We start from the raw sequence: 20,117 nt of genomic DNA on the forward strand, positions 1-20,117 counted from the left end.
CGGAGATTTCCAGAAACATGGCCATGCTAGGGGTCAACCGTCTGGATGAACTCGATCCTCGCGTGCACCTGGCGGTCAAGTGAATTGCCCACAGCGAACAAGGTGACTGCGTAGATGACCGCTGTACTTTGTAAAGCTGCCGTATGGCTGGATTTGGGTCGAATGTCTGCGTCGGGTCGTAGAACGAAACCGCTCGCGCGGTAGGGGGCTACGGCTGGGCGTGAGAGGTTCAGAGAAGCCCGCAGCGCAGTTCCGTATGTTGGAGGTCGAAGCAATCCGCCTCGTTCTCCAAGCGGAGCTGCACCATGACCTCCAATCAACTGGGCGTCAGCCCTCTGCGTCAGCGTATGACGGACGACATGCGCATGCGCCAGCTTTCTCCCAAGACACAAACGGGTTACCTGCGCATTGTGCGCGAGTTCGCTCGATACCTCAAACGCTCACCCGACACGGCGACTGTCGAAGACCTGCGAAACTACCAGTTATATTTGGTCGATCGCGGGACGTCTCCCGTCTCCCTGAATGCCGCGATCACCGGGCTGAAGTTCTTCTTCGAGATCACGCTTCAGCAGCCGGAATTGATGGCTAGGATGCAGCCGGTGCGCGTGCCGCGCATACTGCCGGTTATCCTCAGCCCCGACGAGGTCCGACGACTGATTGCGGCAACAGGCAATTTAAAGCATCAGACGGCGTTGTCGCTGGCTTACGGCACAGGGTTGCGCGCCGGCGAAGTGGTCGCGCTCAAAGTGGGCGACATCGATAGCCAGCGCATGACGCTGCGCGTCGAACAAGGCAAGGGCCGCAAGGATCGCTATGCGATGCTCTCGCCGGTGCTGCTCGAACGCTCGCGAGTTTGGTGGCGCGTGGCCCGCTCCCAAGGCAAGATGCCCGATGGCGGCTGGTTATTTCCAGGACTCGATCCTGTCGACCCACTGACGCCTCGGCAACTTAATCGCGCGATTCGCGCCGCTGCCGAAGCCGCGCAGATCGACAAACGCGTATCGATGCATACGTTGCGCCACAGCTTCGCGACGCACCTGCTCGAGCAGAAGGTGGATATTCGCGTGATTCAGGTGCTGCTTGGCCACAAGAAGCTCGAAACGACAGCGCTCTACGCGCAGGTCGCTACCGACTTGCTGCATGAAGTCGTCAGTCCGCTGGAGTGCCTGCGCCTCGAATAACGGCCGCGCGGACCGATCCAATGCTGGAGGTCGCGGACATCTTCCGCACCTGCGGGCCCACGTGGCGAAGCACGGTAGCACTGAGCCTCGGACAGCTGAAGGTGATGTCGGCCATCGAACAGTGCCGCAGCGCGGCGCTGGGCGGGCATGTGCTGCGTTGTTCAAGCTGCTTGCGAACCGAGATCGCCTATAACTCATGTCTTATGGGAAGTGGTTCCCTATGGGGAGAAGATGTCTCGCAGCGAGCACGGAGCGGACTCCGCGCCCGTTTAACTCTCCATTAAAGCTTGGCCCTGAGCATGGCGATTACCTTATCGGACGGCCGAAACGAACCTCTGCGCAGATGCGGTGGGACGATCGCGTTGAGGGCTTCGAGCTTCTCAGTGGGATCAGCGCGAGTGTAGATTTCAGTGGTTGCCAGATCGCTATGCCCGAGCCATAAGGACACTTTCCGGATATCCTGTGTGCCTCGTAGTACTATCATTGCGCAGGTGTGCCTCAACACGTGTGGTGATACCTGCTTCTTCGATAGCGAAGGACACGCATGACGAGCGGTCTCAGCGTGGCATTTAAGGATGTACGCGAAACCCCAGCGACTCATTGCTTCACCGCGAGCATTGACGAACAATTCCGGTACTGCAACAGTTCCCCGTACCACTATCCAGGCACGCAATGCATTAGCGGTCGTTTTCCACAGGGGCAACGCGCGCTCCCGCCGACCCTTGCCGTGAACACTGATGCTCATTGACGGGAACACAACATCGGCGGCTTGCAAACCCGTCAGTTCCGATACACGCAGTCCAGCGCAGATGGCCAGATGCAGCATCGCCCGGTCCCGGATCCCCTCGCGCGTTGACGGATCAGGCGCATCGAGCAGAGCCCGAACCTCTTCCTCGCCCAGATACGGCACTAACCGTGAATCAGTTTTCTTGTAGGGAATGCCCAGGATTCGTCGCGCCTGTTCGAGGATCGCGGGCTCGCGATACTCAAGGAAGTGGAAGAATGACCTGATTGCAGCTAGCCGGACATTGCGAGTCCCAGGCGAGTTCTGGCGCGTATCTTCCAGATATTCCAGGAAGTCGCTGATCAGTCTCGCATCGAGTTGCTCCAGCGCTAGCGACGACGGCGTCATCCTGAGTCGACCGGCGGCGAACTCGAACAGGAGCTGAAAGGTGCAAGCATAGGAGTCGCAGGTGTGTTGGCTGGCGCCTCTCTCATGAGCAAGGTTTTGACGAAGAAATGCCACAATGTGCGGTGCGATCGGGATCATTTCTGTTCTCCAGTGAGAAACCCCTCTGCGGCGACAGCAATGTCATTCAGAAGCTCGGGAGTAGCCTCCAGATACCAATAGGTGGCGTTGATGTTGACGTGACCCATGTAGGTCGCAAGGGCCAACATGTGCCGCCCAACGCGGTCCCGGCCTTCCGGGCTCGCCTCCAGTGCCCTGACGGCGAACGTGTGCCTGAGCTCATGCAGGCGGGGACGGTGACCGTTGTGGGTGGTGCCGATGCCGGCGATCTTCAACAGCTTCTGGAACATCCAGTAAACGACCGTATATCTGAGCGGGCGACCATCGTCATCAACGAACACATGGTCGTCGCCCGGACGGGACTGCCGCCGCAGGGTCAAGTACCTCTGCAAACCCTCCGCCGCCGTCTCGTGCAGTGGAACCAGACGCGTCTTCTGGAATTTGCTCTTTCGAATGAGTAATCCTTCGGGAGTAATGTCGGCACGCCGCAGGTTCAGGGCCTCAGAGATCCGCATGCCCGTGGCTGACAGTAGGGCGATTAATGTCGCATACGTTTGTGGTTGCAACATGCCGCGAGGACCTGATTGCAAGGCTGCGTTGACCAGGCGCTCGATATCGGCGCGCGAGTAGATGAACGGGACACGGCGTGTCTTTCGATAGCCAAAGTATCGGGCGGGCGGCAACTCATGACTTTGATCTTCGGTACGCATATACCGGGCGAACCGACACACCGTCTTTAGCCTCGCGTCACGCTGGGCTACCGACCCAGCCTCAGCGGCCCAGTCGATTGCGGTTTGCGCGCGAACGTGCGTTTCACCGCGCTTGACGGAAAAGCACGCGAAGCTGTGCAACAGATAGTCTGCATTCAGTAGTTTGAAGCCGGCCGCACGCCGCGCGGCAAGATAGGACTCAACGGCCGGCATCATTTCGTCACCTCGGGCCATGGCTGCGCGACTTGCCTGAGCAACGCGCCGTCGACCTTGGCGTAATAGGCCGTGGTGTCGATGCCGCGATGCCTCAGGACCTGGCCTATCTGGTCGAGGGGAAGCCCATGACGTAACATCTCGGTCGCCGCTGTGTGTCGCAGCAGATGGGCGCCTTTGGCGGGCGAACTCACCCCGGCACGTTTCAGTGCACGCTTCACTACCGAGGATATGCAATCGCCTGAGATAAACGGCTTGAAGGGGGCGATGTTTCGAACAAAGACGTGGTCGCTGCAGGCAACTTGAGGTCGCGACTCGATGTACCGCAGAAGTGCCTCACCAGCATCCTGCGGCAGCGGCAGACGAACTTCATAGCGCCCCTTTCCCGAGACGCGCAGCGTCCCGGTTTCCCACTCGATATCGCTCATGCGAAGGTTCGCCAGGTCACCAGCGCGAACCCCGAGTCGCACCAGCAACAGGACAATCGCGCGATCGCGAAGGCGCCCGTGTAAATTGCCATCGCATGCGGCAATCAGACGGTCAACTTCGTCAGCGCTCAGACACCGTGGCAGTGTCGCCAGGCGCCAGTGCGCCAACGCCGGAACCGCTTGATCGAGTCCGGCTCGACATAAACCCTGAACACCGAGATAACGCAGGAAGGCTCGCGTGCTCGTGACCCGCTTCTCTGCGGTACCGATGCCACAGTTGCAGGCACTGTTCAACAGGAACGTGCGCACGTGCTTTGCGTCCCACTGGGTCGCGTCGCTACCAAGCACCTCCACCATCGCTGCGGCATCACGACAGTAGAGCCGAATGGTCGACATTTTTGCGCCTCGGTGCGTGTGCAACCATCGCCGGAAACCGCTCACGATTGCCGGCTCTCGATTCTCGGCAATCGAGGGCTTGTTGTCCTGGCAGACGCCGATCTCAATCAGGTATTCGCGAAAGCGCTTGGCACCGAAATACAGATGGTGGTTGGCTTTACCTCCTTTTGCTTCCGAACAGGTGCAGGTAAGCAGATGACGATAGAAGATTTCTGGAGTCTGTGGATCCGCATCGGCCAGGGTGCCGCCGTGCGCCTGCATGAAGCGGCCCAGATGGTCGGCGGCACGCAGATAACGTATCGCGCTGGCCGCGGAGTATCCGTCCCGTTCCAGCGCGTCAGCAAAGTCATCAATGAAGGCTCCGCTGGGCCCCGAGCGCAGGCGTTTCAGGGTTTTGGGTGCTACCAGGTATGTGTCTAGCATCACGTCCTCCTATGAGGGTTGCCGGGGAAGGCCAGACAACCATAGCAAAGGAGAATCGAGATTTTATGGGGAGTTGACCGGCGACCAACCAGGCACCAAACCGACGCGGCCAGTCGCATTCGTGTCGAATCTGATCTGCAACTCCCCGTTAGACAGAACTTCCCATAAGGCACGTAACGGAGTGCACTCCGTTACATGTCGGAATCGCCATTGCCCGAAGTGTCACGCCAGTGCCGCACGCCGTTGGCTCGAGGCGCGAGAAGCCGATCTGCTGCCCGTGGAGTACTACCACGTTGTCTTCACGCTCCCCGCACCGATCAGTGCGATCGCCTGGTATAACAAGCGCGTCATCTACGGGCTGCTGTTCGACATCGCCGCCGAGACGCTACGCACTATCGCGGCGGACCCTAAGCATCTGGGCGCCGACATTGGCGCCACGCTCGTGCTGCATACCTGGGGCTCAGCGCTCACACATCATCCGCATGTGCACGGTATTGTTCCTGGCGGAGGCCTGTCAGCAACCGGCGATCGCTGGATCGCCTGTCGGCCCGGTTTCTTTCTGCCGGTGCGTGTGCTCTCGCGTTTGTTTCGTAGGCGCTTCCTCGAAGCGCTCATGGATGCTCATCAGCGCGGATGGCTTCAGTTCTTCGGCGAGTATGCGCAGCTTGCTGATCGAGCGATCTTCGCGCAGTGGCTCGCGCCGCTGCGCGCCTCTGAATGGTTCGTGTATGCCAAGCGTCCGTTCGCGGGCCCTGAAGCAGTGCTCGCCTACCTCTCACGTTATACCCATCGCGTCGCGATCGCCAACCAACGCCTGCTCGCTTTCGATGGACGCAGCGTGCGCTTCCGCTGGAAAGACTACCGAGAGAAGGGCCGTACTCGCTATAAAGCGATGACGCTCGAATCCGGCGAGTTCATGCGCCGCTTCCTGCTCCATGTGTTGCCCGGTGGATTCCATCGCATCCGCCATTACGGGTTGCTCGCCAACCCAGTGCGCCGCGCCAACCTAGCCAAGATTCGCACGCTGCTCGGCGTTGGACCCAAACTCAGCCCGTCACCGCACGACGCAGTCATCGTCGATCGACCGACGTAAATCTGCTGCCATTGTGGCGCGCCGATGCTCGTCATCGACATTCTGACGCGCACCGTACCGATTCGCGCACCGCCAAAGGCAGCACAGCGATGAGCGCATCATGTCGATCCGCAGTTCAATCGTCGGCTTTGCGTCAGCGAGGCCGAAGAGTGGACGATTGTGCCTTCGGTGTCATGCACCGTTGCACAGACGTACTCCGAACTCGAAATCGCACGCGGAATCGCTTCCATTGCCGCATCCAAGCCTCTCCGGGCGCTCGCATCACCCGCCATCGACCCGCAACAAAGATCGGTCAGATTGATCAATCACCATAGTGAAGAAGTTGGCCGCATCGGACCACTCCGCGGTTTCTTTCCTCGAGGTTTATTCAACGCCTGCCCGCACGCATTGTCCTTACCTCACGCGCTCATGGTCGAGGGCAGGCATCGAACAAACCTAAACGGTGAACAAACCTAAACGGTTTCGGGCGACCGCGTCGGGCAGTGACCCGCCAATGTGCGTTGTTCGACGCTCCGCCAGTCTGGTTTCGGCTGCATCTCTAAGCGGTCACTCACGGATCGGTGCCAGCCAAATCAAAGCAGATGCCCTCCGCGATTCCGGGCGGACACCGCAAGCGGACCTGACGAATTCATCACTCGGCACTGGGAAAATGCCGCCGACGCGACAGGCGTCGCTTATCGTGGCTATGCGACAGATCATCCGCGGATAGCGAAGGGATTGAGGGGGAGTGCAGCACGGCGAGTTCGCCGGCTCCCCGTCCCGACTCCTGCTACAAGCATTCCTGCGCTTGCTCACTTGCTCAGGTAGCGCGCACGAACTCTCCTTCGGCGAAGAACCACGCCGACATCGTCCGTGCTAGTTCGAGCACGACCTCCGCGTCGGTCCGGCCGGAGGACGCGCGCACGTGGAACGAGTGATCTGCGTCGTCCACCACGTGCAGCGTGGCGCGTGGCCCCAGCGTCTCGACGACCGACCTCAGCAGGTGAAGCTCGGCCAGCTTGTCGCGCGTGCCCTGCAGGAAGAGAATCGGCACCGTGACGTCCGCCAGGTGGTGTGTCCGCTCTACGCCGGGCGCGCCTGCCGGGTGCAGCGGGAATGCGACGAAAGCGAGGCCACGCACGCCGTCGAGCGGTGAGATGGCTTGGGCCTGGGACGTCATGCGGCCGCCGAACGACCTGCCGCCCGCGAAGAGCGGCAGGGCAGGCAGCCGCCGGCGGGCCTCTGCGACGGCTGCTTGCACGGCAGCATGTGCCACGGCCGGCGAGTCCACCCGCTTAGAGCCCCGCTCCATGTACGGAAACTGGTAGCGCAATGTGGCGACATTGGATGCCGCAAGCGCGTCAGCCAATGACGACATGCCGGCGTGCTGCATGCCCGCCCCGGCACCGTGCGCAAAGACATATAGGGCTCGCGCGTCCTCCGGCACTCGGAGGAGCGCAGAGACCTTAGAGCCGTCGGGCAGTGCCAGGGAAAGCGATTCTGGGTCGTCCATCGTATTCAGGTCGTGTCGTTGTGGCCTTTGCGCCGATTCTGCATCAATGAGGCATCGGGGAGCGCAACCACAATAAGCCAACTATCATTATTTATAGCTGCAAGCGTAACCTTGGGGAAATTGGAGCACGAGGCAGGCTATAGGACTTATCATGACCGTCACCTATTCCATAGGCATGCTGAGCCGACTCTCCGGCGCCAGTATCGAAACGATTCGCTACTACGAGAAGGTGGCTCTGTTGCCCGCTCCCTCCCGGGCCAGCAATGGGTTTCGCGAATACGACAACACCTTCGTCGAATGTCTGGCGTTCATTCGGCACGGCCGTGAGCTCGGCTTCACCTTCGACGAAATCCGTGAGTTGCTCAAAATTGCACGTTATGCAGAGGAACCTTGGGTGGACGCCGATCGTATGACACGAGATCACCTCGATGCACTTAGAAGCGAGATTCGGAAACTCCAACGGTTGTGGCGCGGACTTAAGCAAGAGGCGGATTGCTACAGTCGGAAATCCGAGCAATACAAACTCCTTCACCGGCTCGCGGTGCCGAACGCTCGGTGACGATTGTAACCATGATACGAACCTATCTGATCGACCCATTCACCAAGGCTGTGACGGAAGTTGAGCGAATTGCTTCCGGTCGAGGCAGTGAGTCACTGAATGAGATTTATCACCTGCTGCACTGTCAGAAAGTCAAAGCAGTCGCGATGCCAAGTGTCGGCACGGATGCGATCCTCGTCGTCGAGGAAGGCCTGCACAAAGTCGACCAGGAGTTTTTCCGCTGCATGTTTTGGCCGCAGAAGTGTTCGGTGGCCGAGCGCTGTGGATTGGAGCAACACCTGAGGGTGTTGACGCCAGTCCTAGGACATCGCTCAACTATGTACGCGCCTCGATCCTGTTTGAACTGTAGAGACTTTATAGCAGTGTTAAAACCCCGTGAGCTCCACAAAATGGGGCCGCTAACGCAGGCCCGATTCAAGATGGGCACGCAGATGCCATTCGATGGGCTGGGCGACCTTTCGATCCGGCTCCACAAATTCGGGGAATAGCATGGAACTTGCACAGGCAGAACGCCAGAAGGTAACTCTGGAAGTATTCGTCCCGACAGCGCTGACTTGTTTGCGACGTGGTACATGGGGTGGACTCGCTCTCGTTTTGGGCTCGGGATCCCGGAGTCAAAAATTGAAAACGCTGATCAGCACGCCGACGACCATTCTTCGAGAGTTGTAGACCAAAGGCAACGATGGACCTGTGCGTCGCAGCGGTACTTTCTCTAGCAGTTCGTCGACCCATTAGGCGCACGTTAAAGTATCTCCGACATAGGAAGCATCTTTAAACGACGGTGGAAGTACCGTAGTAGCTCGACTGCCCTCGAAACGCGCGCCTGGCTGTCATCAAAGTTTCTCCGCTGCCACCGAACGCATGCCCCGAACCGTTGAAGACACAATGACGCTGATCATCGGCGAGTTCGCGGGTTACAGTTAGGATTACCAATAAACGTGACTAAGTTCCTTTATGTAATCTCGAACTGCCGGTCGAAAGCTCCGTTACCTTCCTGTTTGACCGTTGAGCGGCGTTTGGCTATGGGATTGAAGTCTCTGCTCGCCTGTCTCGCGATACTGCGTCACCCATTTGCGTAACGTCAGACGCGAGATCCCGCAACGCGCACACACGAGACCGGCGTGGCCAGTCTCCACATAGATGCGCACCCATTGCAAGCGTTTTGCAATCTCGCGGTCCATGAAAGAATTTAATTGAAACGATGTCTGCGAATCGCACCAAATTATGGAATGACCCGTTCGGCTTTGAGCCGCTCAAAAAGCGTGAAGAATGATTCTGGTGTGCTTTGATAATCGAGGAAGCCCATCTTGCGGCTCTTCGTCATGTCCGTCACCACTTCCATGGGACGTCCAAGATCGGCGTCCGTATGCCACCAGGACGCCAGTGCGCCGATATTCGATTCTCTGAGATTGCAGCGTGGTGCGATTTCTGACCACGCTTTCGCCGCATTCTCCATGCGGGTCTCGAGTGGCCGCGCTTCTCCTTCAAATGGAGCGGCCTCAATCCCGAAATACCCGGCGATTTGCGACCACATCCATTTCCACCGGAACACGTCACCGTTGACCACATTGAAATCCTCGTTGCGTGCATTGACGGACGTAGAGGCCCATTCGATGTGACGAGCCAGCAACCGCGCGTCGGTCATGTCAGTGAGGCTATTCCATTGTGTTGCCGACCCCGGGAAGACAAACAGTTCGCCAGTCTGCTTGCAAAGCGACGCATAGACCGCGAGCGTCACGCCCATGTTCATTGCGTTTCCGAGCGCGTAGCCAATGATCGTGTGCGGCCGATGCACGCTCCAACTAAACCCGTAGCGTTGCGCGGCATCGAACAGGCGATCTTCCTGCTCGTAGTAGAAATTGTCGACGGGCTGGCGGCCCTGCTCTTCGCGAAACGGCGTGAGAGGTATCGCGCCGGTCGCATAGGCTTCGAATGGTCCGAGATAGTGTTTCAGGCCGGTGACGAGCGCGGCATGCGACACAGTGTCTGTCGTCCCGACGGCATCCAGCACATGACTTACCATGCCGCCATTTACGCGAATGTTTTCCTTCTCCGTGTCCTGGCGCGACCACGCAGTAAAAAACACATGAGTAAAGGATTTCCCGGCCAGCGCTTCGCTCACGGACGTCGCGGAGGTAAGATCGGCGGCAATCGGTTCGATAGCAGGCGACAACGCTGTGCGGCCACGTGAGAGACCGGATACGGCCCAGCCGGTCGACAGCAACTGGTTAGCTAGATTGCTGCCAACTATACCGCTTGCGCCAACAATGAGTGCCCTTTTTTGCATTTGATCGCTTCCCAATAATGTACATGATTCGAGCGCCCACGACTTGGAGGCGCCCAAGACCGGCCGGCTCGCTTTAATAGGCTTCGTGCGGGGGATAGTCGACATACCCTTCACACCGCCACCATGGTATGTGGTCCGGTCTGACGTTGCCAGCGGCAAACCGTGTCCAAGACGGCGAACAAGATCTGGGGCTGCGACGAACGGCTGACCGATTGCCTTGGTGTGGAGGGCGACGAGGCATTTGTGCCGGTGATGGCTGCAAGGCTCTTAATTTCCTCATGCGAAAATATTAAACCGTGTCGTCAGGGAATGATGCGCCGAATGGACGGGGCCAAACTCTGCTGCCGTATGAAAGAGCAACCTGAGTTTTTTAATATCCCGAGGCCCGTGCACTCATCTGCTCCGCCATGTGCTGATGGATCAGAGCACTGGGACGCCTGCTGTTTTCCTACTCAAGGGGCCGACTGCGGCCTCAGCCGTCCGGCAACGGATGAAAGTTTGCCAGCAACCCTGCCAACTGTTCGATGACAATCGGCTTGACCAGGTGATGGTGGAACCCGGCCTGCGCGCTGAGCTGGCGATCCTTTTCCTGCCCGTAGCCAGTTACCGCGATCAGCGTGGCACCGGCCGTTTCGGGGAGCTTTCGCAACCGCCGCGCCAGCTCATTACCGTCCATGTCGGGCAGGCCGATGTCGAGCAAGCAGACATCGGGTCGCTCCTGCCGCGCGCGCTCAAGCGCGCGTCGCGATTCGTGCTCCACGATCACCTCGTGCCCATAGAACGCCAAGAGCATACCGAGCGCTTCGGCCGCGTCGACATTGTCGTCCACGATCATCAGCTTTAGCCGGTCGCCCGCCGGCGACTGCGTGTCCGATTGGGGCGGTACGACCGGCGGAGCAGGCATCAATGGGAGTTTGACGACAAAGGTACTGCCCTTGCCGAGACCCGGGCTTGAGCAGTGGACTGTGCCGCCATGCAGCTCGACCAAGTGCTTGACTAGCGCCAACCCCAGTCCCAGACCACCGAGCGAGCGGTCGGACGACCGCTCGGCTTGAGCGAAAAGGTCAAACGCACGCGTGGTCAGCTCGGCCTCCATGCCGACGCCCTCGTCACGCACTGTCATCACCAACTCGCCGCCGTCGCTCTCGGCGCAAATCTCAATGTGGCGCAGATCGGGAGTGTACTTTGCCGAGTTGTTAAGCAGATTGGCCACCACCTGCACCAGCCGCGCTTTGTCACCCAGGACGGTCACCTCTTCCACCGGCAAGTGCACTATGAGTTGCTGCCGGCGCAGCTGAATCAGCGGCCGGACCTGCTCGATCGCATCCTCGACGATGGTCTGCGCAGTGATGGGGGCCTTCACCAGCGTCACGAGCCCGCGCGTGACGCGTGAGACATCCAACAGGTCGTTCACCAGTTCCGTTATGTGCGCCACCTGGCGCCCGATGACAGCACTGCTGTGGCGTACCTGCGCTTCGTCTAGCTTGCCAAGCCTGAGCAGTTCTGCGGCAGCGGAAATGGGTGCCAATGGGTTGCGTAACTCGTGCGCAAGCATCGCCAAGAACTCGTCCTTTCGTTGGTCAGCCGCCCTCAGACTCTGCTCGGCTACTTTGCGGTCGGTGATGTCGCGGAAAAACGATGCGATCCCACCTTCGCCGGTCGCGTAGGCGCGTACTTCGATCCAAATGTCATCGCTGTCGAGATAGCTCTGGCGGTATTCGGAGGTGCCAGCCTCGCCGCTTTCCATCACGCGGTAGTACATTCGTGCGCTGTCGGTGTCAATCGCCTCCGGCCAGATGTCCCAGTGGTTGCGCCCGACGACCTGCGTCTCGCGCAGGCGCGCGATTCGTTGCCCTTCCGCATTGATGTACTTCACGGTCCAGTACCGGTCCATCAGCATGAAGCCCTCAGCGATCGCGTTGAAGATGTAACGGCTGCGGTCCCGCTCGGCACGCAACTCGGCCTGGGCTCGTGCAGCCTCGACCGCCGACCAGGTGCGCTCCGCCATGTCGCACGCGAAACGAATATCAGTATCAGTCCAGTGATAGGGGTCGGCACGGTGCAGGCCAAGGAAGGCTACCAGCCGTCCCGACTTGATGAGTGGCACCGCCACGAACGAACGGATGCCGGTCATCCCGTACGAATTGGCAAACTTGATGGTGCGCGAATCGGTACCGCTGTCGCGGGCTGACACAATCTGGCCGGCACGCATCGAGTTGATGATGCCAGGTCCGAACTCCTCCAGGACGAACTCCATCCCCGCCAAGCTAGAAAAAGACGGGCTCGTCCAGTCACGCCGCACAAAGAAATTGCCGCCAGTTTCGTCACATTCCCCATAGATTACACGGGCCAAATTGAGCTGCTCGCCAAGCAGCGCGCTCGCGCAGGCAACAACGTCTTCAGGCGAAGTGAGCGGGCGCAGTGCATCTGACACCTTCAGCTCGAACGCCGCGCGCCGTTCTGCCAGCACGCGGTCGGTCGTCTCGATAACCGTGCAATAGATGCCGCCCACCTGCCCGTCGCTGTCATGCAGGGGAGAATAAGAAAACGTGAAGAAGCTTTGTTCGGGGTAACCCCGCCGCACCACCGTGAGCGGCAGGTCCTCGAAATACGCGGATCTATTGGACAGGGCACGCTCGATGATGGGGGCTATATCGGGCCAGATTTCAGCCCAGATATCCTCAAAGCGCAGGCCCAAGGCGCTCGGATGCTTGCCGCCCATGATGACCGCGTAGGCGTCGTTGTACAGGAAGCCGAGGCCTGGTCCCCAAGCGACGAACATCGGGAACGCTGAGTTGAGCACCATACTGACCGCCGTGGTCAGCGGTGCTGGCCAGCTTGAAGGATGACCCAGCGGCGAAGTGCTCCAGTCAAGCTGGCGCAGTCGCGCGCGAACTTCACCATCGCCCTCGAACATGGTGTTCCAGAAACCCGCCATTAGCATAGTTGTTCGCAGAGTTCAGCGTGAAGCTTGCATTTTGCAAGCGAAGATCGAGTCAAGAGGCCCGATGACGAATTTACTCCGCGCTTGAACCAAACGTGCGCGCAAAGCCTCCCATGCAAATACTCTGCTTGTCCGTCCATAGGTCGACTGCGCGCCGATGACAAGCGCTTTCAGTCAGTTTCTACCTCTCGTGCACAACATCGCGCGTATTGAACGGGCTAGCTTCCCCTATGGTGCGTTACTTCGGCCTATAACACAGACTGTCCAAGAATCATCCAGCCGTTTTCCGTCATGTGCTCATTGCATAAGAGCCATGGCGCCAAGTTCCGCGATGCATGAGCGGCAGTGTAGAGGCAGCTACTCAAGGCGCGCCGCGCACAACAATAAGGAAGTTCATCTGAATGCCTTAGCTTGTTAGTCGCAACGTGGACTGTACTGCCCCGGCTCGCCAGCGTAACCGGGGTCGGAGTGCAGTAATGTGCCGCGGCTATTTAATTCGGCAGCCAATTTTTCCATCATGACATGTCTTCAAGTTCGGGTTTTGGTGTAGAGGTACAACCGACCCTCGTGACGATCTCCCGGTTTTGTCGTGGCAGACGTCAGGAACACAGCAATTCTCATGCTCACCTGGAAGGTTTTGCTAAAGGCAGAAATGTTGGCGCCCACGCTGTGAGGAATACGTTGCCACGGAAATTGTTGGTGAGCACTTCGCCGCTTCCGCTCTGGAGGTGACATATTTGCTGCGCGCCTCTAACGACAGGAATTGGAATCGACCGCGCGGGTGGCGTCTCCAGGCAGGCGGCCGGTTCTAACGAGTGCCTTCCACGATCCGATCGCGACGACACTGCAAATGCTCACCCCTCGCGGCGATTACACGGGTCGTCACTGTCGAGGCTGGCACGAAGCGATGTGTGCGCCCGTAGCGGCTCCGCCTGCTAGTCCGTGTTGCCGAAACAGCAATAGCTTTCATCTGCTGGCCTGCACGCGCCTGAAGTGCTTCGAGTCCGGGAACATGCGTTGCATGCAGACAATAGGAATCGTCGTGCTTGGGGGAAACTGGCAAGCGCACATCATTGAGCACGTAGTGCACCCAAATTAGCGCTTACATTTGAACGAAGATAACGCGAGCTTGATGCGCGCGTAAATGGCATTTTCTTACTGGGAGCCTTACAGCCTAAGCAATCCTTTGAGCCTTGCGCGATGGGCCGCTACCCGCGACGTGGCAATCCAATCGTTTGAGAATCCGCCGTTTAATTGGTAGTAAGACGTCGTCGATCATGCGGTGTTCATCCGGCTCGGAATGCTCTCTTTATCTCTAGCCAAAACCGGCGAGCGTAGCCGGTGGTAGACGTCATAAGCAATGCGATCTGCAGCCAGGTCCCACCCACGTTCCGAATTGCCGGGCACCTCGCCGAAGTCGCCGGTTACAGTCCCATAGCGGCCGCCTGTGTTCGTCCGACATACGCAGAACCGATAACCAGCGCACGTTCTCATAGCCCCCGCAGCATGTGTCACAGTCGTTGGACGGCCATAAGGTACGCTCGTGTCGCCTCGGTCAGTTGCATTGCCGCTGAACGCACTGGGGCTGGCAGTTCGTTCAATGCCAGCTGCGTGTCTTGTGCCCCAAGTCGCCTGCGCAATTCCGTGACCAGATCCATCACGCTCGCTTCGCCCAGGCGCCGCCGGTTGCTCTGCCGGGAGCTCAACGGAGAGCAGTCCACTAGCCGATCCAGCTTTCTGAAGTGAGCTTCCGCCGCCGCCCGATGCCTTGCGTACAGCGCGGTGATGTTCGACTTTGAAAGACAGTCCCTCACAACATCCGGCGCCATGCCGAAATGAACTTGAAGCGCATCGGGGGCGTCTGCCCTGTGGAAACACGCAACCTGTTCAAGCATTGTCTCGCCTGCGGCGTCAATTAAGTCGACCCATAACTCCCCATCCTCGAGATCTTGACCGTGCCGACTGATCGACCGCTCATCCTCGTTAGCTTGGGCAAGCAACTGATGTCCCTCAACGCCATCGACCGACATTTCAAAGACTTCCACCAACTCGCCGTTTATAGCGACCTGCATTACTAGTAACGGCATTGCGCCACCTAAATGCCCCGAATAAACGGAGCGAGAAATTGAAAAACGCATTCCAACATTTTCTGGATAAACCAAATCAGCGAACGAAGTAAGGTCAGCCTGCATCAATATCACAACGTCGCCCGAAATGCCTGACTATCAGCCACGGCTATCTACCTAGTCGCGCGTACAGGTCGTGGCATGCCTGCCAGGCATAATTTTCATAGTGCACACCGGCGCCACAAGGGCACCTCCGGATCCATTCTCCGGTGTCTGTTCCGTACTCCCTAAGCATGCCTGGAACGGCAAGATTTACTGAGCCTGAAAATCGACTAGCTGACGCCAATATTCATCTTCTCGCCCTTCGGGACTTCCCTCTTGCTGCCACAGAACATATGCCCGCTCGCGAAGGTGTTCATCAAGCGCGCGATGCCAATACTCTTCCGCGCGTCCCTCAGGACGTCCATCTTTCTCCCAAAGCAGGTATGCGCGGTCTCGAACGGCCTGCTCTAAACCAAGTTTTGTTTCCGAAGTCCTTTCAAGTTCATCCCCATAGGGAGCCATCTGCCCCCCCCGACTCGTATGCATCCTTGACGTCAAGGTGCCGAGTTCAGCGTCAGGCACAAGCCGGCCTTGCGCGGCCGCTTCGAGCGCCTTTGCTTGGTACTCGGAGTCCTCCGCTGCGTTGCCCGACTCGCCCAGTGTAACGGGGTAGGTATGCAGTACCGAGCCGCGACTATCTAACACGTCAACCAATCGTTCCGTCATGACTATCTTCCATGTTTGTCGTGGGTCCAGGGGTCATAACCACCCGCAGGCGAATAAGCGGCGATTACAATTCAGTTTCTCATGCGAATGTCAGTGACAGCGCAATTTTCATGCTTGGTACAGAAGGTTTCGTCAAAACAGGCTGGATCTAGCACCTACGCTTTAGCAGGTACGCCGCAGAAAGATCACTTCCAGCGCTTTTCCCTACAGTAAAAGGAAGATTTTGCTGCCTCCTGCCCGCGCGGTGAGACCACCTTGACGAAGTAAGATTTGACGATCAAGGCTGGTGTTTTATGCCAAGACTGCGATAGTTCCGATGAGCGTCGATTCGCGTCGATTCCAGCAAGTCGTTCGCTACTCTTTTATGATGCAAGGCAGATTCTCCACTTCACGGATTCAGGCTACTTCGACACTGAAGCTGCGGCCAGCGAGCGCCGGACCGCATGGGCGCAAGTCAGGCTAAAATCGAACCTTTGAGACGCAAATGACGAGACACCTTTATACCTACGCACAGGTCACCGAAACGGCCCAGAAGGAAATACGCAGTTTAATGGCGGAGGCCCGCAGCGAAGCGACGCTGGACGAGAAGTTCCGCAAGCAACACTATGCGACCGGCGTCTACTTGGGATGGCGCGCGATCGCCGGCCTCGACTATGATCTCGTTGATGCGGAACGCCTCAGCGCCATGCTCACTACAGTGAGTTGAATGAGCCGTGCTGATCCAAGCAGACCGATGCGTCAGCGAGGCGGAGCGCTCGACATCGTCGCCACGGGGTCGGCTGATAGGCAATCGGCACTCCAGGCGCGAGCCGTTCGGCATCGAGGGCAAGCCCGGCGATCGAACGTATGAGGTAGTCGGGCACTGGCGGGTCTTGAGCCGACAGCCGACATTGAAATCCTCTGGCTGTCTGGCGGCTTGTGGCCCGGTTTCCGCCTTTCTACAAGTCACCGCGGGACCGCATGTCGACCGAGAATTTTTGTCATGTAGTTTGTGTTGTCTGCGTTTCGCCTCCCGAACGTCCCAATGCCCCCTTCATCGCAGTCAGGTCCGGAAATCTCCCCTTTTTATCCAACATCCGTCCTAGCCGTAGGTTCGCCGCTTCGATCTTGTGACCGGCAGCGACGCCAGTTGCGCGTCGTACACCCGCAGGAGCGCTTCGATGACTTCACAGTGCGACGCGTCGATCCGCCACTCATTGGCCGTTACGGCGTGGTGGATGCACGCTTTCAACGCGAGCTCGGCTGCGAGGAACGTCTCAAACAACACGTTTTGTTTCTCCGCCTCGTTCGCGAAAAACGTCAAGTAGAGCGTTTTCAGGAGCTCGCTGGCGAGATCTTCGTTGCCCTGTCCTTGCCGCAGCGCGGCCAGCGCCAGATGGCTTTTCAGCGAAAGCGTACGCGCCTTGCTCGGTGCGATCGGCAGCAGCTGCTCCCGCGTAAGCGGTGTGCGGTGCATCGGCTTCGATGGCTTCGATTTTTTTGACATGGAAACGCGTTCGTCGCGGTGACGATCGTTGAGCAGGACGGCGCTTTTGCAGCACCTCGTTGCGGCTCTATGGGCCTCAGGGAAGCGCCGTTATTGGCACACTACTTTTGCCGAACCGCGTTCTGTGCGCCGCGCATAATAACCGGCGACTTCTTCGAGCACGCGTTGTTGCTCCGCCTGCACATAGATCGTGGTGGTCGCAAGCGAAGCGTGACCCAGCACCTTCTGGACGACATCGACCGGTACCTCATCGGCAACCGACTGGGTGCCAAAGGTATGCCGGAACGCGTGGGCGTTCGCCTGCCCGAGCCGCGCACGTTCATCGAGGGTCAACGCATCCATTGTCTCGACAAGCACGTTCAGCAGCGGCCCGCGCGGTGCAATGCTCGGAGCCCCTGCGTTCCCGATTGCGGCGCCATTGAAATTCCTGCCGCGATCGGCCCAGTGCGCGCGCAACGCCTCGAGCGTGGCGGCACTCACGGACACCGTGCGCTCACGCTGCCCCTTGCCGACGATCGTCAGCTCCCACACGGGCCGCTCGAGCGTGCCGTACACCGACGCTTTCAGCTTTTCACGGCGGGCCGAGGCTGCTTCATCACGCCGCAGGCCCGAATCGCCCATCAGCAGAATCGTCGCGCGCACGGCGCGCCACTGAATCGCCTGTGCACCGCCCTCTTCCCCACACCGCACATCGAGCTCATTGCGCAGGCGTCGCCACAGCTCAGCCGGCAGCGCGCGCTCAATCTTCATCCCGCTCGCGCGCTGAATCACCGGCGGATCGTTGACCGCAGTCCACGGGTTGCCGCCCAGATAACGCACGTCGACCCACCACGCGAACGCAGCGCGCAACGCTCGCACGGCGTAGCGCTGGGATTCTAGTGAGGGTTCCTCGGACGCGCACGGCCGCCAGCGCGGCGAGTTCCGAGCAAAGCGTTCCCCGACGAAGCGCGGATCGGGATTTTTCAGAAAATCCTTGTACGCCTCGCAGTCGTCGACCCGCAGGTCACTCAAGGCTTTGCCGCGCAGCACCACCGCCCACAGCAGAAAACGCTCCAGCTCCTTCGTATACGCGCGCAGCGTTTTCGGCTGATCGCGGTAGCGGTTCAGATACGCGCGCACCGCATCGAGGTCGTGCTGCGCCTGGATATAACAGAAGGCGGTCGAGCGGTTTTCGCCATCAGCACCCGAGGGCGCGTGCGGCACCGACAGCCGTTCTAGTGGCGCGAGCGTCAGTCGACTCGTCAGGCGATCCGCCGGGTCGGGTTCGGGTACGACTTCAACCAGTGCGGCCGCCACCAGCAGCACGCCCTCTGCTCGACCGAGTCGACGTCGGCGTCGACGGTCAGTCCGAGCACCGCCTGCTGACGCCGCAACCAGCTGACGATCGCGCGTGGGCGGCCTGGCCCAATGCGCGGAATCGAGCGCCACCAGCTGGCGCCGCGCCGATTGCAGCACGCAACCAGCTCACTCAGCGTCGTGATCCCCTCGCCTTTCAGCCGCCGCGCAACGCGTGGGCGCAACCAGGCGCCGATCGCGTGATCGGGATGCGGTGCCGCCGCGGCCAGTTGCGCGGCTTCAGTCACCATCCGGAACGTGACGCCGGGCAGCTTCGCGTAGCCATGCTGTTTGATCGACGCGCGCAAATGATCGGCGAGCACCGTCGAGCCGTGGGCGAGCGCGAGCTGCACCAGTGTGTCGAGCATCTTGCTGAGATGCCGCTCCATCGCACCGGGGGTCGCCGCATGCGGATCGGCGTCGGGGTCGTAGTAGGTGCGCGCGATCACCGCAGGCGCGATGCGTTCCACATACGCGCGCAGCGCCGTGGCATCCTTTGTCGTGAAGCCCCGTTCGACGGTGAGCTTTTCCGGGGGACTACCGGAGGAAGAACCGCGCGGGTCAGTCATCGCCACCCTCCTCGCCGTCCGATCGCTCGGGTGAGTCGGGTGACCCCGCCGACCGCGGCATGAACCCACGCAGCTCAGCGTGCGCCTGCGCCATGAACACCTCCGGCCAGGTCCCGTACAGGATCTCGAAAGGCACGCGGGCAGCAAGTAGCCGTGCGGCCAGTCGCACGTCCTCCGAGCGCTCGCCCCACGGGGCCCGCTGCACCAGCACCACGGCACCGCATTCCGCGATGCAGTCGAGCACCGGCGTGAAGGACGGCTGATCGAGTAACGCCGGGCCATAGGTCTGGGCGAGCGCCGTCAGCACCGCGAGCTCGATGCGCGATGGCCGGACCGGCAGGATGGGCACCGCATCCCGGTGCCCCGCTAGCCGTGCGATCGCCGCCCGACGCTTGAGCGCAACCGCTCCATCCAGTTGCAGGACTACGCGCGCGACCTCGCGATCGGAAAACTACCCTTCCCCTTGTGCCACGCGGCGCGGCGCTATTTCGAAAAGTCAATCGACCAAAATGGCGAGCCCGAGACGGTGACAATCGATAAAAGCGGTGCGAACCTGGCCGCGCTGGATGCCCTCAACGCGGAGCGGGAAACACCGATCAAGATTCGCCAGAACAAGTATCTGAACAACGTTGTCGAACAAGGTCATCGGGCGATCAAGCGACGCACGCGGCCCATGCTCGGCTTCAAGAATTTTCGTTGTGCCCGCATCCTGTTGAGCGGCATCGAACTCATGCACATGATCGCCAAAGGCCAAATGGAAGGCAGTGGCATCCGATACACCCGTGCCGAGCAGTTTTACTCACTGGTAGCATAAGCAGTCCTACTTATACCACCGTTCGTCAGCGTCTTGCCGTTACCGCGACAGAACCGGCGTCAGTGTCTTTTTCATCGTGTGACCAAAGCGGTTTCCTCAGCCTC

16 protein-coding genes and 4 pseudogenes are annotated in these 20,117 nt (G+C 59.5%); 7 read left to right on the plus strand and 13 right to left on the minus strand.

Annotated elements, in window-relative coordinates; all coding sequences use genetic code 11:
- The first annotated feature begins 305 nt into the window (after positions 1 to 305).
- Both AWB65_RS31495 and AWB65_RS31500 read left to right on the plus strand, forming a co-directional pair.
- Positions 306 to 1,181: a tyrosine-type recombinase/integrase gene (locus AWB65_RS31495; RefSeq protein WP_087670803.1), complete on the plus strand. Its 876-nt coding sequence runs from the start codon at positions 306 to 308 to the stop codon at positions 1,179 to 1,181.
- Between the two features lie 20 nt (positions 1,182 to 1,201).
- Positions 1,202 to 1,381 (plus strand): annotated as a pseudogene (locus AWB65_RS31500) (transposase zinc-binding domain-containing protein); the annotation flags it as partial.
- A gap of 80 nt (positions 1,382 to 1,461) precedes the next feature.
- Here the strand turns inward: AWB65_RS31500 and AWB65_RS31505 are convergent.
- From AWB65_RS31505 to AWB65_RS31515, 3 genes are read right to left on the minus strand one after another with little or no spacing between them, the layout of a single operon-like run.
- A complete protein-coding gene (locus AWB65_RS31505) occupies positions 1,462 to 2,451 on the minus strand; it encodes a tyrosine-type recombinase/integrase (RefSeq protein ID WP_087670804.1) in 990 nt (329 codons plus the stop codon).
- Positions 2,448 to 3,356, minus strand: a complete 909-nt coding sequence (locus AWB65_RS31510; protein WP_087670805.1) for a tyrosine-type recombinase/integrase — start codon at positions 3,354 to 3,356, stop codon at positions 2,448 to 2,450. The genes AWB65_RS31505 and AWB65_RS31510 overlap by 4 nt, the downstream gene beginning before the upstream one ends.
- Positions 3,353 to 4,600 (minus strand): site-specific integrase, encoded by a 1,248-nt coding sequence (locus AWB65_RS31515; protein ID WP_200821844.1) that lies wholly within the window; start codon positions 4,598 to 4,600, stop codon positions 3,353 to 3,355. Before AWB65_RS31515 ends, AWB65_RS31510 begins: the two co-directional genes overlap by 4 nt.
- 190 nt (positions 4,601 to 4,790) lie before the next feature.
- On the opposite strand from AWB65_RS31515, the pseudogene AWB65_RS31520 reads away from it, so the two are divergent.
- Positions 4,791 to 5,786 (plus strand): annotated as a pseudogene (locus AWB65_RS31520) (IS91 family transposase); the annotation flags it as partial.
- A 706-nt stretch (positions 5,787 to 6,492) separates the two neighbouring features.
- On the opposite strand, the gene AWB65_RS31525 reads toward AWB65_RS31520, so the two are convergent.
- Complete coding sequence (locus tag AWB65_RS31525) at positions 6,493 to 7,185, minus strand: alpha/beta hydrolase family protein (protein WP_087670806.1); 693 nt, start codon at positions 7,183 to 7,185, stop codon at positions 6,493 to 6,495.
- Positions 7,186 to 7,336: 151 nt separating this feature from the next.
- Here AWB65_RS31525 and AWB65_RS31530 point away from each other — a divergent pair, with 151 nt between their 5' ends.
- Together AWB65_RS31530 and AWB65_RS31535 are read left to right on the plus strand one after the other, a co-directional pair.
- Positions 7,337 to 7,744, plus strand: coding sequence for a MerR family transcriptional regulator (locus AWB65_RS31530; protein ID WP_087670807.1), 408 nt, complete (start codon positions 7,337 to 7,339; stop codon positions 7,742 to 7,744).
- An 11-nt stretch (positions 7,745 to 7,755) separates the two neighbouring features.
- Positions 7,756 to 8,232: a hypothetical protein gene (locus AWB65_RS31535; RefSeq protein ID WP_087670808.1), complete on the plus strand. Its 477-nt coding sequence runs from the start codon at positions 7,756 to 7,758 to the stop codon at positions 8,230 to 8,232.
- A 519-nt stretch (positions 8,233 to 8,751) separates the two neighbouring features.
- Here AWB65_RS31535 and AWB65_RS37285 read toward each other — a convergent pair.
- The 5 genes and pseudogenes from AWB65_RS37285 to AWB65_RS31555 all read right to left on the minus strand — a co-directional run.
- A pseudogene (locus AWB65_RS37285) lies at positions 8,752 to 8,925 on the minus strand (helix-turn-helix domain-containing protein); the annotation flags it as partial.
- A 41-nt stretch (positions 8,926 to 8,966) separates the two neighbouring features.
- Positions 8,967 to 10,031: an SDR family oxidoreductase gene (locus tag AWB65_RS31540; RefSeq protein ID WP_087670809.1), complete on the minus strand. Its 1,065-nt coding sequence runs from the start codon at positions 10,029 to 10,031 to the stop codon at positions 8,967 to 8,969.
- A 472-nt stretch (positions 10,032 to 10,503) separates the two neighbouring features.
- Positions 10,504 to 12,948, minus strand: coding sequence for an ATP-binding protein (locus tag AWB65_RS31545; RefSeq protein ID WP_087670814.1), 2,445 nt, complete (start codon positions 12,946 to 12,948; stop codon positions 10,504 to 10,506).
- 1,538 nt (positions 12,949 to 14,486) lie between these two features.
- Positions 14,487 to 15,167 carry a hypothetical protein gene (locus tag AWB65_RS31550; protein WP_125474262.1) on the minus strand — a complete coding sequence of 227 codons (681 nt, stop codon included), beginning with the start codon at positions 15,165 to 15,167 and terminating at the stop codon, positions 14,487 to 14,489.
- Positions 15,168 to 15,353: 186 nt separating this feature from the next.
- Positions 15,354 to 15,809, minus strand: a complete 456-nt coding sequence (locus AWB65_RS31555) for a DUF2934 domain-containing protein (RefSeq protein WP_087670811.1) — start codon at positions 15,807 to 15,809, stop codon at positions 15,354 to 15,356.
- A gap of 484 nt (positions 15,810 to 16,293) precedes the next feature.
- Here AWB65_RS31555 and AWB65_RS36005 point away from each other — a divergent pair, with 484 nt between their 5' ends.
- Positions 16,294 to 16,515 carry a hypothetical protein gene (locus AWB65_RS36005; RefSeq protein WP_125474263.1) on the plus strand — a complete coding sequence of 74 codons (222 nt, stop codon included), beginning with the start codon at positions 16,294 to 16,296 and terminating at the stop codon, positions 16,513 to 16,515.
- A 375-nt stretch (positions 16,516 to 16,890) separates the two neighbouring features.
- On the opposite strand, the gene AWB65_RS31560 is transcribed toward AWB65_RS36005, so the two are convergent.
- The 4 genes from AWB65_RS31560 to AWB65_RS31570 all read right to left on the minus strand — a co-directional run bounded on the left by AWB65_RS31560 (position 16,891) and on the right by AWB65_RS31570 (position 19,548).
- Complete coding sequence (locus AWB65_RS31560) at positions 16,891 to 17,295, minus strand: hypothetical protein (RefSeq protein WP_087670812.1); 405 nt, start codon at positions 17,293 to 17,295, stop codon at positions 16,891 to 16,893.
- 90 nt (positions 17,296 to 17,385) lie between these two features.
- Complete coding sequence (locus AWB65_RS31565; RefSeq protein ID WP_235007921.1) at positions 17,386 to 18,600, minus strand: tyrosine-type recombinase/integrase; 1,215 nt, start codon at positions 18,598 to 18,600, stop codon at positions 17,386 to 17,388.
- On the minus strand, positions 18,537 to 19,199 hold the full coding sequence (locus AWB65_RS37790; protein WP_235007923.1) for a phage integrase family protein: 663 nt from the start codon (positions 19,197 to 19,199) through the stop codon (positions 18,537 to 18,539). Before AWB65_RS37790 ends, AWB65_RS31565 begins: the two co-directional genes overlap by 64 nt.
- Positions 19,192 to 19,548: a hypothetical protein gene (locus AWB65_RS31570; RefSeq protein ID WP_125474264.1), complete on the minus strand. Its 357-nt coding sequence runs from the start codon at positions 19,546 to 19,548 to the stop codon at positions 19,192 to 19,194. The genes AWB65_RS37790 and AWB65_RS31570 overlap by 8 nt, the downstream gene beginning before the upstream one ends.
- A 123-nt stretch (positions 19,549 to 19,671) precedes the next feature.
- Between AWB65_RS31570 and AWB65_RS31575 the strand changes: the two are divergent.
- Positions 19,672 to 20,013, plus strand: a pseudogene (locus AWB65_RS31575) (DDE-type integrase/transposase/recombinase); the annotation flags it as partial.
- Between the last annotated feature and the right edge of the window lie 104 nt (positions 20,014 to 20,117).

Origin of the sequence: Caballeronia humi (assembly GCF_001544475.1) — a bacterium.
Lineage (GTDB): Bacteria > Pseudomonadota > Gammaproteobacteria > Burkholderiales > Burkholderiaceae > Caballeronia > Caballeronia humi.